Annotated in this window: 12 protein-coding genes; 5 read left to right on the top strand and 7 right to left on the bottom strand. The window is 71.5% G+C overall.

Annotated elements, in window-relative coordinates:
* Positions 1-62: 62 nt before the first annotated feature.
* Both F9B16_RS02150 and F9B16_RS02145 read right to left on the bottom strand, forming a co-directional pair.
* Positions 63-1,352, bottom strand: a complete 1,290-nt coding sequence (locus F9B16_RS02150; RefSeq protein ID WP_192808573.1) for an ABC transporter substrate-binding protein — start codon at positions 1,350-1,352, stop codon at positions 63-65.
* Between the two features lie 196 nt (positions 1,353-1,548).
* Complete coding sequence (locus F9B16_RS02145) at positions 1,549-2,055, bottom strand: PhzA/PhzB family protein (RefSeq protein WP_151538101.1); 507 nt, start codon at positions 2,053-2,055, stop codon at positions 1,549-1,551.
* 227 nt (positions 2,056-2,282) lie between these two features.
* Between F9B16_RS02145 and F9B16_RS02140 the strand changes: the two genes are divergently transcribed.
* Entirely contained in the window at positions 2,283-2,957 is a 675-nt protein-coding gene (locus F9B16_RS02140; RefSeq protein ID WP_151538100.1) for a TetR/AcrR family transcriptional regulator, read from the top strand.
* A 100-nt stretch (positions 2,958-3,057) separates the two neighbouring features.
* Here the strand turns inward: F9B16_RS02140 and F9B16_RS02135 are convergent, their stop codons facing one another.
* The 5 genes from F9B16_RS02135 to F9B16_RS02120 all read right to left on the bottom strand — a co-directional run bounded on the left by F9B16_RS02135 (position 3,058) and on the right by F9B16_RS02120 (position 10,027).
* On the bottom strand, positions 3,058-5,760 hold the full coding sequence (locus F9B16_RS02135) for a beta-glucosidase family protein (protein WP_151538099.1): 2,703 nt from the start codon (positions 5,758-5,760) through the stop codon (positions 3,058-3,060).
* 447 nt (positions 5,761-6,207) lie between these two features.
* A complete protein-coding gene (locus F9B16_RS02130) occupies positions 6,208-8,505 on the bottom strand; it encodes a CaiB/BaiF CoA-transferase family protein (RefSeq protein WP_225991266.1) in 2,298 nt (765 codons plus the stop codon).
* Positions 8,502-8,675, bottom strand: a complete 174-nt coding sequence (locus tag F9B16_RS50610) for a hypothetical protein (RefSeq protein WP_192808572.1) — start codon at positions 8,673-8,675, stop codon at positions 8,502-8,504. The genes F9B16_RS02130 and F9B16_RS50610 overlap by 4 nt, the downstream gene beginning before the upstream one ends.
* Before the next feature lies 1 nt (position 8,676).
* Complete coding sequence (locus F9B16_RS02125) at positions 8,677-8,997, bottom strand: indolepyruvate ferredoxin oxidoreductase subunit alpha (protein ID WP_151538098.1); 321 nt, start codon at positions 8,995-8,997, stop codon at positions 8,677-8,679.
* A 1-nt stretch (position 8,998) separates the two neighbouring features.
* Complete coding sequence (locus F9B16_RS02120) at positions 8,999-10,027, bottom strand: NAD(P)/FAD-dependent oxidoreductase (RefSeq protein WP_151538097.1); 1,029 nt, start codon at positions 10,025-10,027, stop codon at positions 8,999-9,001.
* Between the two features lie 147 nt (positions 10,028-10,174).
* Here F9B16_RS02120 and F9B16_RS02115 point away from each other — a divergent pair, with 147 nt between their 5' ends.
* The 4 genes from F9B16_RS02115 (at position 10,175) to F9B16_RS02100 (ending at position 12,937) form a co-directional block, all read left to right on the top strand.
* Complete coding sequence (locus F9B16_RS02115; RefSeq protein WP_225991265.1) at positions 10,175-11,191, top strand: ABC transporter substrate-binding protein; 1,017 nt, start codon at positions 10,175-10,177, stop codon at positions 11,189-11,191.
* Positions 11,188-11,706, top strand: a complete 519-nt coding sequence (locus F9B16_RS02110; RefSeq protein WP_225991264.1) for an FAS1-like dehydratase domain-containing protein — start codon at positions 11,188-11,190, stop codon at positions 11,704-11,706. Before F9B16_RS02115 ends, F9B16_RS02110 begins: the two co-directional genes overlap by 4 nt.
* A complete protein-coding gene (locus F9B16_RS02105) occupies positions 11,696-12,103 on the top strand; it encodes a hotdog family protein (RefSeq protein WP_151538095.1) in 408 nt (135 codons plus the stop codon). The genes F9B16_RS02110 and F9B16_RS02105 overlap by 11 nt, the downstream gene beginning before the upstream one ends.
* An 81-nt stretch (positions 12,104-12,184) precedes the next feature.
* Entirely contained in the window at positions 12,185-12,937 is a 753-nt protein-coding gene (locus tag F9B16_RS02100; RefSeq protein ID WP_151538094.1) for an SDR family NAD(P)-dependent oxidoreductase, read from the top strand.
* The last annotated feature ends 195 nt before the right edge of the window (positions 12,938-13,132 follow it).

The raw sequence follows: 13,132 nt of genomic DNA, 5'->3' as shown, positions 1-13,132 counted from the left end.
CCGGTACGAGTGGTTCGCGGTCGGCCTGCGGGCGGGTCGCGTCCACGCCCGCAGGCCGCAGGTCATCGGGTCGTCCAGGCGGCGTCCATGGCCGCCAGCACGTCCTCGGGCTTCTGCCTGCCGATCAGCAGCCCCTGGACACCGTCCCCGAGCTGCTCATAGACCTCGGAGTTGGGCCAGGACGCCTGGATCAGCGGAAAGGTGTGCTCGGTGTCGCGCAGCAGGCCGTTCAACGGCGCGAGCTCGGGGTTGGTCACCGGCTTCTTGCCTTGGCCTTCCTGGGTGGAGAGCCCACCGGACCTGGCCGCGTACAGGGGCGATCCGTCGCCGGTGGCGAAGAATTCGAGGAACTTCAGCGCCGCTCCGTTGCCGGCGGCCTTCCTGCTCAACGCGATCGCGTTGCCGGGGTAGGAATAGAGGACCTGCCGGCCGCCGGCGGGCGTCGGCACCGGATAGGCCCGCAGGTTCGCCTTCGGGTTGAGCGCCTTGATGGCGGCTATCGAGCTCACCGGGATGATCGCCGCCAGTGCCTTGCCGCTGGGGACCAGCGGCGCGAACTGGGCGAGATCCGCGCCTTCGGCGCCCTTCTGAAAGCAGCCCCAGTTCTTCATGTCGACCAGGCTCTGCAGCGCGGCCTTCCACTCGGCCGACCCCTTGAAGGTCACCTTGCCCGCCGCGCGCTCGGCGTCCCAGCCAGGGTCCTTGGCGAGGACCTGCGTGGCCGCGAGGTTGGAGGCGAACATGCCCGCGGTCTGGTTGTTCGCCCCGCCCAGCGAGTAGAGGGTCTTGCCGTGCGAGACGGCCAGGGCGCAGGCCTGCTTCACCTCGTCCAGCGTCTGGGGCGCTTTGGTGAGGCCGGTTTCCTTCATCGCGTCGACGTTGTAGACCTGGGCGGCGACCACCTGGTCCAGGGGCGTCGCCCACAATTGCGTGCCGGTGTAGAACAGGTCGTGGGAGGTCCGCGGGATGACGCTGGAACTCCACGGCTGGCTGGACAGATCGGCCAGGTGGCCGGCCTTGGCGAACGGCAGGACGGCCTGCTGCCCGCCCGAACCGGGGGTCACGTAGAACACGTCCGGTGGATTCCCCGACTGCAGGCGGGTCCGTAGCGTCTGGACGTAGCTGGGGCCGAGAGGGACGTACTCCGACTTGACCTTGATGTTGGGGTAGTGCTTCTGGAACGCCGTGACGATATCGGCCAGGGCGGTCTTCTCGTTGGCGTCGGACTGGGCGAGCAGCGTGAACGATCCGCTCTCGCCGGCCTTCCCTGCCTTGACCGAACCGGTGGTGGTGCCGGAACCGCAACCGGTCATCGTCGCGGCGAGGGTGACGCCGAGCGCGGCGACCGCCACGGCGAACCTGGAAGGGGGCATGAGTTGCTCCTGCAGGACAGGGGATGGAAGAAGCGGCGGGTGGCCGGACGGGGGCGTCCGAGGCAGAGACGATGACCGGGCCGGCGATGCGCGGGCGGGACGGCGGGGCCGCGTGCCCCGCCGTCCCATCGCCGCGCGGGCCCAGGTGAGGGGAGCCGGGGCGGAGGCCTGCCGGCTACGAGCCGGCGGGCGGGGTCCAGTCCGGGGGCTCCTTCCAGTCGGCCGGCGGCTTCCAGTCGCCCAGCGGCGGCATCTCGGTGGGCGCGCCCGCCTGGTCGGTGGGCTTGCTCAACGGGTTGGCGAACTCCCGGAACTCCTTGATCTCGCCGTCCTCGAGCCTGAAGCTCATCAGGTAGTGGTTGCCGTAGGTGACCGGTTCGTATCCGTCGACGCGGATGACGCCTCCGCCGTCGCACTCGACCCAGAACCGGTCGGGGTACTGGGTGTCGTAGACGGTGACGTCGCTCCAGCTCCAGCCGGTGAACAGCTCGATGTTGCGCAGGAAGTTGTACTTCAGCTCGTACTGGCCCCGCATGTCGATGGGGTGCCCCATCCCGGTCCACGGCAGGACCTTGTAGCCGTCCTCGGCGAACAGCGAGGCCCGCTCCAGCCCGTGGCACTTGAAGAAGCGCTCTACCGTCGCCCGGTTGCGGTCGCGCAAGGCGACGTCGTCGGTGCTCATGCCCGGAGGTCGTCCCTTCCCTGGTGGTGACGGTCCGTGTAACGCTCGCGAAACAGAACCATAATTACGATTATCGACCGTAGCTCAGCGCTGACCAGGGCGTCAATGGGCCGAGGAGGGGAAACGATAACGAGTGTTCTAGTCTGTGGGACGGACCAGGAGCCTCGACTCCGGGGCCGCGAGCGCGGCTTCCGGGCGGCACGACGACCGAGCGGAGACGACACCCGATGAGCAGGGACGAGACGGCCCCCACCACGCGACCGGAGGATTCCTTCTCCCGCCCGCCCCGGCAGTCACGCAGCCAGCAGTCCTTCAACAAGTTGCTCGACGCGGCCTTCGACCTGGTCAGCGAGGCGGGCTCCACGGCGGTCACCCTCGCCGACGTGGTGAAGCGGGCCGGCGTCAGCACCGGCGTGGTGTACGCCCGGGTGAAGTCCAAGGACGACCTGCTGCGCGCCCTGCTCACCCGCGAGATCAGCCGCCTGGACGAACACTCGCAACAGATGCTCGGCAGCCATATCTCGACGGGCGTCAACTTCGAGGGCTACGTCGCCCGCCTGCTCGAGCTCCTGGTGGAGCACCTGCGCAGCCGTGCCAAGGCCCTGCGGGTCGCCATACAGATCGGGTACGCGGACCCGGTCGCCGCCGAGATGGGGCACGCCGCCTACCAGAAGACCGAGCAGCGGTTCGTCCAGCGGCTGCTCGAACGCCGCGGCGACATCCGGCATCCCGAGCCGGAACGCGCTGCCGCGCGGGCGTTCGTCATCGTCTACAGCGTGGTGGGACGTCACCTCGGACTGCACGGCGAACGCGTCACGTCCCCCCAGTGGGAATGGAACGAACTGCTCGAGGACCTGTCCACGATGATCGCCCACTACCTGGGGCGGCGGCCACCGGCATAGGAGCCGGCTGCTTCGGCGTGTGGCGGCAGCCGCGGGCCTTTGACGGGCCCGCGGCCACTCACACAGATGATCTTCAAGAGCGGTGAGGCTCGGTCAGTGGTCAGCGGATCCGGACGGTGGTGGTGAGGGGCAGGTCGGTGGACGAGGCGCCGGCCTGGACCGTGCGGTCACCGGTGCCGCGGACCCAGGTCTGCTCGGCCGTGGACCAGGACGACAGGTCGCGGGCCGTGATGTGCAGGGTGACGGTCCGGGAGGCGCCGGGCGGCAGGGTGATCCGGTCGAACCCGGCCAGCTTCCGCTTGACCTGCTGGATGGAGGAGGGCAGGTCGGGGGAGGGGCCGAGGTACACCTGCGGCACGGCCGCCCCGGCGCGGTGTCCGGTGTTGCGAACGGTGAGCCGCACGTCCAGGCCGCCGTCGCGGGCGGCGGTGGCGCGGAGGCCCGAATAGGCGAACGTGGTGTAGGAGAGCCCGTAGCCGAAGGGGTAGAGCGGCGCGACGTTCTGGCTGGTGTACCAGCGGTACCCGGACTGGAGCCCCTCCGACCAGGTGATCTTGCCGTCCTGGCCGACGGATCGTTCGGGGTGGCCGGTGAAGGGCGTGGTGGAGTTCGGGAAGGTGATGGGCAGGCGGCCGCCGGGGTTGACCGTGCCGAAGAGGAGGTCCGCGGTCGCGGTGCCGCCCTCCTGCCCCGGGTACCACATCTCCAGCACGCCCTTGACCGAGTCCAGCCAGGGCATCTTCACCGGTCCGCCGGTGTTGAGCACGACGACCGTGTTGGGGTTGGCGGCGGCGACCGCGCGGACAAGCTCGTCCTGGTCGGCGCCGAGGGTGCCGACGTCGCCGGCGGTCGTGGTGGTGTTGGCGTCGTCGACGAACACCACGGCGGTCGGGGCCTTGGCGGCGGCGGTGGCGGCCGCCTTGATCCCGGCCTGGACGGGCGACCAGGCGAACCGCAGGGTCGGGTTCGCCGCGGTGTCGGCGGCGGGGGTGTAGGTGAAGGTGATCCGGTGCTTGCCCGGCTCGAGTTGCAGCTTGGTGCCGGCGTTGGTGAGCCCGAGGTACTGGCCGTTGACCGTCGGGCCGTTCGGGTAGGTGTTGGGCAGGATGGTCGACGGCTGGGTCAGCGTGCGGGTGCTGCCGTCGACCGACAGGGAGAGCGTTCCGGTCTCTCCCGTGCCGGGTCCTTGGGCGAGGCCGGGGTTGATCCCCTTGTTGTAGGCGGACGGGTTGCCCGAGGAGGTGCCGATCGGGCGCTGCAGCCACAGGTTGTAGGTGTCGGCCGCGGCGACGTCGATGTAGCCGTCCCAGGTGTAGGTATTGCCGCGGGTCAGGTCGGTCTGGTCGCCGCTCAGTGCGGCGTCGACCTTGGTTCCGATGACCGTTCCGGAGGCGTCCTTCTCGGTGCGGGTCAGGCCGGGGGCGCCCTCCGGCGTGGTGAGGGCGGTGGCCGGCACGGTCGTTCCGACGCGGTCCAGCCCAGGGGTCAGGACGGCGCGGGAGCCGATCTTCGCGCGGACGGCGTCGTAGGGGCTGACGCCGTTGCGGTCGCCGAAGCCCCGCGAGCGCTCGCCTCCGGGGCTGGAGGGCAGCAGGTCGGCCGTGGGCCCGATCAGCGCGACGCCTCCCTTGCCGCTCAGCGGCAGGACGTCGTCGTTCTTGAGCAGGACCGCCGCCTCCTCGGCGAGTTCGCGGCTGGTGGCGATGCCGGCGCTCTTGTCGACCTTGGCCGGGGCCTTGCGGATCGGCTTGACGTGGGTCTTGGCGGACCTGGGGTAGCCGGAGTCGTCCAGCAGGCCGAAGCGCTGGTACTGGTAGAGGATCCGGGCGACCGAGGCGTCCAGGGCGGTGGCGTAGGTCTTGTCGTAGGTGGCCGATGCGGGGTCGACCAGGGGTTTGAGCTTGGCCGGGGACAGGTTGGCGGTGATGAACTCCTGGTCCATGCCCGCCAGCAGGTCGCTGGTGGCCTTCGAGGCGGTGTAGTCGGACGTCACCCAGCCCTTGAAGTTCCACTGTCCCTTGAGGACGGTGTTGAGGGCGCCGCTGTTGGAGCACGCGTAGTCGGGCTTGGACTCCAGCGGCGTGATCTGGAAGGTGGCGTAGGAGCACATCACCGAGCTGACGCGGCCGTCCTTGACCGCGGTCTCGCTCGGCCGCAGGTAGAGCTCGCGCGCGGTCTGCTCGTCCACGATCGAGGGCGTGGCCTGGTTCTGGCCGTTGTACATGGTGAAGTGCTTGACCTGCGACAGCAGGCCGGTCGACTGGATCCCGTTGATCTCCTCGTCGAGCATCTCGGAGGCCAGGTAGGGGTCCTCGCCGAGGCTGGTCATGTTGCGGCTCCAGGTGGGGAGCCGTGCCAGGTCCACCTGGGGTCCGTAGATCAGGTCGACGCCGAGGGCGCGTCCTTCCGTGCCCACGCTCCGGCCGAACACCGAGAACGCCCCGCGGTCGAACGAGGCGGCCAGCCCGAGCCGGGTGGGGTAGGCGGTGGCGTCCTTGTAGACGTTGATGCCCTGGGCGTCGGCGTGCCGGACGGCGGGGATCCCGAGCCGTGCGATGCCCGGGATGTACCCCGCCTCGCCGTGCGGGTCCGGGTCGGTGCCACCGCGTACCAGAAGCAGCTTCTCGTCCACCGTCAGGTGACCGACCAGCCACTTGACGGTGCCGGTCCACGGCGCGTCCGCCGCGATCGGCGGCGAGCCCGCCTGCCCGGCGAAGGCCGGGGCCTGGCCGGTGCCGACCAGCGACAGGCCCAGGCCCAGTGCGACGGTGGCCGCGAGGGCCCTTCTTCGGAACAAGGGCATGGCAGATCCCTTCGGGGGTGGGAGGCGGCCGGTTCGCAAACGGAGTCGGCCGCGATCCGGGCATGCGAATGCCCGGGGCACTGGACGTGCAGAGTCGGTGGGGGCGGGGAGAGCGGCGCGCGCGGCACCGGCACGGGGGTGGGCAAGCTGGGGGGTGAGCAAGTGGGGGGGTGAGCGGCAGGACCGTCACGTCTGACGTTCGCTGAGCCCGTCGTGAGCTGTGTGGTAACCGGAAGTTAAGACACAGCGCCGCCCTCCGGTCAAGAGGCCGATTCGGGTCCGCCGTTTGTTACCCGGCGCACCAAATGCCTACATCCGATCTCGATCGAGCAGGTCAGAAGGCATTTTGTTGAGGGCTCCAACAATCCTGGCCGGATGTGGAATCGCCGCACCGCGCCATGGCCGGAGGCCTCAGGTGGCGGTGTCCAGGAGGCCCCGGTGGTGGGGTCACTCGAGGACGCCGTTCGCGCGCAGTGCCGCCTGCTCGGTCTCGTCCAGGTCGAGGAGGTCGGTGAGGAGTTCGGCGGTGTGCTCGCCTAGACGCGGCGCCGGCGTCCGGACGCTGCCCGGTGTGCGGGTGAGCCGCGCCGGCAGTCCCTCGTGCAGGAAGGTGCCCGCCGCCGGATGGGCGAGCGGCACGTAGAACTCCCAGGCGCGCAGCGCGGCGTCGTGCTCGACGAGCGTGCGTCCGTCGCGCACTGGGTAGGCGGGAACGCCGTTGCCCTGGAGGATCTCCGCGACGGCCTCGGCGGGCCGGGACCGCGTCCAGGCGGCGATGTGGTCCTCCAGTGCGGACTCGTTCGCCTTGCGCCCGGTCAGGGTCGTCCAGCGCGGGTCGTAGGGGAGGCCGGCGACGGCTGCCAGGCGGGCGTACTCCTCGTCCGTCCGGGCAGCGATGGCGACCCAGTTGCCGTCGCCGAGGCAGGGGAACACCCCGTGCGGAGCCATCCGCGGATGCCGGTTGCCGAGCGGCTCGACGGTCTCGCCGCGGTCCGCGCGCAGGATCGCGTCGCCCAGGTGCGCGGCTGCCGTCTCGAGTTGGGACATGTCGACGTGCTGCCCGGCGCCGGTGCGGTCGCGGACGGCCAGGGCGGCCAGCGCGGCGAGAGCGGCATGATGGCCGGCGATGATGTCGGCGAGGCCGTACACCACCCCGACGGGCTGCTCGCCCGGCTCTCCCGTGAGCGCCGTCCAGCCGGACAGAGCGGAGACCGCGTCGGCGTAGGAGACGTAGTCGCGCCAGGGACCGGTGTGGCCCATGCCCGACATGCTCACGACGATGATGTCCTCGCGGACCCGGCGCAGCCGGTCGTAGCCGAGTTCGAGCCGGTCGAGGACGCCTGCCGCGAAGTTCTCCACGACGACGTCGCAGTGCGCGGCGAGCCGGAGCGCGAGGTCGCGGCCTTCCTGCGTGCGCAGGTTGACGGTGATGCTCTTCTTGTTCCGGTTGACGTTGTTGAAGTAGCCGCTGGTGTCGGGGTCGGTCTCGTCGGACCGGGACAGGTGGAAGCCGGGGGAGAAGCGGGTCGGGTCGGGCCGGTGCCGTGATTCGATCTTGATGACCTCCGCGCCGTGGTCGGCGAGGGTCTTGGTCGCGTACGGCCCGGCGAGCACCCAGGTGAGGTCGAGGACGCGGATCCCCTCCAGGGCGCCGCGCCGCCGCGGAGTGGCTGCGGCGTTCCGTGCCCGCGGCTCGGCGGCCGCCGGGACGGTGTGCTCGCAGGGTTCGGGGACCCGCAGCCGGGCCGGTGGGGCCGCTCCGCCGACGCGGGCCGCGAAGCCCGCGTCGCGCGCCGGGCCCTCGGGCGTCATGACATCGACGAAGAAGCCGCGGTCGACCAACTGGGCGTTGCCGGCCAGCTCCTCCGGGCGCAGTACGGCGGCCCAGGGGAGCCGCCGGGCCTGCCCCTCGTGGAAGAGCTGGTCGCGCTTCATCTCGCCGACGATGCCGGCGAGCAGGTCGAAGACCTCCTGGCGGTGCCGGACCCGGTACGCCGGGTCCTGCCACCGCTCGTCGGCCAGGTCGCCCGCCGTGCCGTTGTCGACGAGCCAGGCGAGCGTGGCGTCCCACATCCGCGGGCTGCCGCCCAGGCCGCCGGCGATGAGGCCGTCCGCCGTGGTGAACAGCGTGTGCGGGGCCATCGGGTGCGTGCTGCCCGTCCGCTCCGGGACCCGGCCGGTGTGGATGTAGGTGATCGCGCCGAACTCCAGGCTAGCCGCGACCGAGGCCTGCCCTGAGACGACCACGCGCTGCCCGCCGCCCGCCCGTGCGGCGACCAGGGTCGCGATCGCCGCGTTCAGCCCGGCGAGCTGGTCGGCCTGGTCGCCGTACGGGCGCAGCGGCGGGCGGTCGGGCCGGCCGATCAGCGCGAGCATGCCGCCCGCGGCGGCGACGGTGAGGTCGGTCGCCGCCCAGCCGGCGGCCGGACCGGCGTCCCCGTACGGCGCCAGCACGACGTGGACGGCCCCGTCTCCGGCGGCTTCCGCCAGGTCGGCGGCGACCCGCGCGAGCGGACCGCCCCACGTGCCGTCGAGGATCACATCGCACTGCGGTGCGAGCGCGAGCGCGTCCTCCGGCAGGGCGGAGGACTTCCCGGCCGCCCGGTGCGCGAAGCCGACGGGGTCCGTCCGGCGGGCCGCGACGCCCTCGGGCGGCTCGACGATCGTCACCTCCGCGCCGAGGCCGACGAGCATGCGCCCGGCGTCCGGCGCGGCGTAGTCGCCTATCTCCAGGACACGGATCACGCGAGCACCTTTCCGAGCGATTCCATAAGTTCATGGGGGAGGGTGGAGGTGCGGACCCCAGCTGAGACCGTCACCTCGGGCGACGTGCCGTGCCGGCGGACGATGCTCAGCGCGGCCTCGGCCACCGCGTCGACGGGACGGCAGGGCGGGAGGCGGATGCCGGTGCGCACGTCAGCCCGCCTTGGTCAGCTCGGTGTCCACACCGATCGGGCCGATCTTGGCCGCGCCGCCCGGCGAGCCGACGGCCTCCTCCCGCCCGGGCAGCGGCTCCTCGAAGAACCGCCGGTTGTCCACCCGGTGATCCGGGTCGGCGGTCCGGTCGGCGGAGATCGCCTGCTCCGGGCAGACCTCCGCGCAGGCGCCGCAGTCGATGCACTCGACGGGGTGGATGTAGAGCTTGCGCGCTCCCTCGTAGATGCAGTCGACCGGGCATTCCTCCATGCACGACCGGTCCATGACGTCCACGCATGCCGGGCCGATGACGTACGCCATGTCACTTCCTCTCTGCCGGGCCGTCGGTGGAGTGCCCGGGGAACAGCTCCGCCTCCGGGTCGATGACGGTGGCGGCGTTGTTGACGGCGGTCGCGACCTCGCCGAAGCCGACCGCGATCAGCCGGACCTTGCCGGGGTAGTCGGTGATGTCGCCCGCGGCGTACACGCGGGGCAGGTTGGTGGCCATGTCGGTGCCGACCGCGATCCGCCGCGACCGGAGTTCGAGGCCCCAGCCGAGCAGCGGCCCGAGATCGGCGGTGAAGCCGAGCGCGGCGATGAGAGTCTGCGCCTTCAGCTCCCGCGTGGTCCCGTCCGGCAGGTGGGTGACCTGGACGGTCTCCAGGCCGTCCGTCCCCGACGCGGCGGTCACCGCGCTGTTGACGAGGATCTCGACGCCTGCGTCGCGGACGCGGTCGACCGTCGCGGCGTGCGCCCGGAACCGGTCGCGGCGGTGGACCAGCGTGACCGAGCGGGCCAGGGGGACCAGGCTGTCGGCCCAGTCGAAGGCGCTGTCCCCGCCGCCTGCGATCACGATGTCTTGGTCGGTGTGGTCTGCGAGGTGCCGCACGAAGTAGACGAGCCCGCGCCCCTCGAACGCGCGCGCGGCGGGCAGCGGCCGCGGCGTGAACGTCCCGATCCCGCCGGTGACGACGACCGCCCCGGCCCGTACGGTCGCCCCCTGGGCGCTGCGGACGACGGGCAGGCCGTCGTCGTAGGACAGTTCCACGGCCTGGTGACCGAGCAGGTACTCCGGTCCGTACGGCGCCGCCTGGGCCACCAGGTCGTCGACCAGGTCGCGGCCGCGGACCGAGGGCAGGCCGGCGATGTCGAGGATGGGCTTCTCCGGGTACATGGCGGTGATCTGGCCGCCCGGCTGGGGAAGCACGTCCATGACCGCCACCCGCAGGCCGCGGAATCCCGCGTAGTAGGCGCCGTACAGGCCGGCCGGGCCGGCGCCGACGATCAGGATGTCGGCCTCGGTGGGCGGGCTCTCGTCCGTTGGCGTCGAGATCTCGGCAAGCGTGCTCATGACAGGTGACCGTAAGGACGGCGCCTCGTCCCACCAACGGATCCGGTCCGGTGAGCAGGACGTTCGGCTGTCCACCAGGGGAAAGCCGCGGAATCCTCACCGCGTGGCACAGCCGGACGCCCTCGAACCTGCTGAGGAGAACAACGGATGTTCGTCATGAGAGGCGCTCGCTCGGCGAGCACGGTGCGTCGGAACCCGGGCAGGGCGGCGGGAGCCCTCATCGCGATCGCGGCGCTGGTACCGGCCGCGTCGTGCACGTCGGGATCGACGGACAGCGGAGGCGCGAACGCCCAGGCCAAGGGACCGGTCATCCGGATCGCCGCCGGTGTCGACCCGTCGTACGCGCCGCTCTACCTGGCCGTGCAGCGCGGGATGTTCGCCAAGGCGGGGCTGAACGTCCAGCTGGTGCAGACCGAGGGCGGGCCGACCGCGTCGCAGGCCGTCATCGCGGGAACGGCCCAGATCGCCGCCAACGCGGACTCCACCGCGCTGTCCCTGATGGCGAACAACGCGAACCTGCGCGCCCTGGGCGTCTTCCAGTCCTCCGACCGCTACCTCAAGGTCGTGCTGCGCAAGGGCATCGACGGGCCGAAGCAGGTCAAGACCATGGGGTCGATCCAGGGGATCGGCCTGTACGCCACCCATGCGTATCTGAAGCACAACGGCATCGACCCCGGCAGCATCAAGATCGTCAAAGGGTCTCCGCCGGACATGCCGGGCCTGCTCGGCCGCGGCTCCATCGACGGCTACATCCTGTTCGAGCCGTGGGCGGCCAACGGCGTCAAGGAAGGCGGCCACATCGCCGGCCGCATCGGGGACTTCGGGGTCGGCTACGTTCAGTGGCTCCTCGCCGGCCAGAAGTGGCTGAGCGGGCACAACGAGGTGGCCGGCAAGGTCTTCAAGGTCGTCGCACAGGCCGACCGGATCGTGACGAGCGACCCGAAGGCCGCGGGCGAGGCGACGCAGCAGCAGGTCAAGCTGCCCGCCGACACGGCCGCCCAGGGCCTTCCCGATATCAACTTCGCGGCCAGGGGCTTCACCGGCGCCGACTACGCCTCCGCCGGCAAGCTGCTGGACTTCCTCCTCGCGCAGAAGCTGATCAAAACGCGGCCCGACCTGGAGACCGTGATGATCCGCGGCTGGTACGAGAGGTATGTCGGGTGAGGGGCGACCCTTTGGCGGAGGTCTGCGCCCGCGCCGCCCGGCTGCGCGGTCGCGCCGAACGCGTTCGCCTGGGCGAGGTCACGGTCCGGGACCTGTGCCGATACGCCATCGCGGTCGGTGACGACGAGTACGCCGCCGCGGCCCGCGCCGCCGCGGCGGCGGGCCGCCCGGTCGTCGCGCCGCCGATGTTCCTGACCAGCATCCTGAGCTGGCAGGACGGCCCGCCCGAAGGCGAGCTGCGACCGGACGGCCTGGGCGCGCAGGAGTCGCCCTGCACCGAGGGGCTCCCGGTCCGCCAGGTCCACGGCGGGCAGGCCGTACGGCTCCTCGCCGCCGTGGCGGCCGGCATGACGATCCACGCGGAGCGGTCCCTGACCGGTGCGGACCGCAAGCGCGGCCGGGCCGGGGACTTCGTGGTCCTCGGGCTCCGCACCGAGTACTTCGACGGCTCCGGCACGCCGCTGGCGGTGTCGGACGAGTCGGTCATCGTGCTGGGAGACGCCGATGAAGCCTGAACCGGGCACGGTGTGCCCGCCGCTGGAGGTCACGCCGACGCGCGTGCAGCTGTTCCGCTTCAGCGCGGTCACCTGGAACTCCCACCGCATCCACTACGACCAGGAGCACGCACGCGCTGAGGGATTCCCGGACGTCGTCGTCCAGTCGACGCTGCACGGGGAGATGTTCGCCCGTACGGTGCTGCGCTGGGCCGGCCCCGGCGCTGCGCTGCGCCGCGTCGAGTGGCGCAACCGCGCCAGCGCGTACGCCGGAACACCACTGATCTTCGCGGCGACGGTGACGGAGGTCAGGGAGGCCGGCGACGGGCACCTCGTCGAGCTGGCGCTCACCGGGACCGCGGCCGACGGCACCGTCTGCTCTACCGGCACCGTCGAGGTCCACGTCCCGTCCAGCTGACGGCAGGACGCATCGGTGGCCTGTTCCGTTCACCAGACCGGATCGGGTGAACGGAACCCGGCCGGCTCCTACGCTCGCCGCATGACTGACTTGTTCTCCCTCACCGGCCGGACGGCGCTGGTCACCGGCGGTGCCTCCGGGATCGGGCTGGCCGCGGCGCGCGCCATGGCCGCGGCCGGCGCCCGCGTCGCGATCACCTCCCGGGACCCGGACCGGGCCGCAGCGTGCGCCGAGCGGATCGGGCCCGGGGCCGTCGGGCTGGGCTGCGACGTCTCGTCCGAGGACCGGGTGCGCGCCACGGTCGAGCAGGTGGCCGACCGCATCGGCGGCCCGGACATCGTGGTCACCAGCGCCGGCACCCTCGCCCGGGGCAGCGTCGCCGACCTCGGCACGGAAGCGCTGCACGCCTGCATGGCGACCAACTTCTTCGGCACCTGGTACACCGTGCGGGAGGCGAGCAAGCGGATGACCGCCGCCGGTTACGGCCGCATCGTGACGATCGGCTCGGTGCTCGGCGTCGTCGGTGCCCCGGAACGCGCCGGGTACGCCGCGTCGAAGGGCGCGGTCGTGCAGCTGACCAAGTCCCTGGCGCTGGAACTGGCCGGTACGGGCGTCACGGCCAACTGCCTGCTGCCCGGGCCGGTGCTGACGGAGATGAACGAGGCGTCCCGCGACGATCCGGTGGCGCTCGCCATGGTGCGCAAGGAGGTACCGGTGGGCCGCTGGGGCGAGACCCATGAGCTGGCCGCCGCGCTGCTCCTGCTGGCCGGCGAGCATTCCGGCTACCTGACCGGTGCCACGCTGCCGGTGGACGGCGGCTACCTCGCGCACTGACGGAGCGGCCTCAGGCCCGGGCCTGGACTTGCCAGGCCCGGGCCTGACCTAGGCCTGGACCTCCAGGCCTAGAGCCTGTCCGGTAGATCTTGGTGTTTTGCTGAGGACGATCTGGTGGGTGTGGGTTGATGGTGTGTCGTGGTGCGACGGCATGAGTTGACCGATGCGGCGTGGCGGCGGATCGAGCCGCTTTTG

The organism is Actinomadura montaniterrae, assembly GCF_008923365.1.
GTDB classification, from domain to species: domain Bacteria; phylum Actinomycetota; class Actinomycetes; order Streptosporangiales; family Streptosporangiaceae; genus Spirillospora; species Spirillospora montaniterrae.
This window is presented reverse-complemented; position numbering and strand designations above follow the sequence as displayed.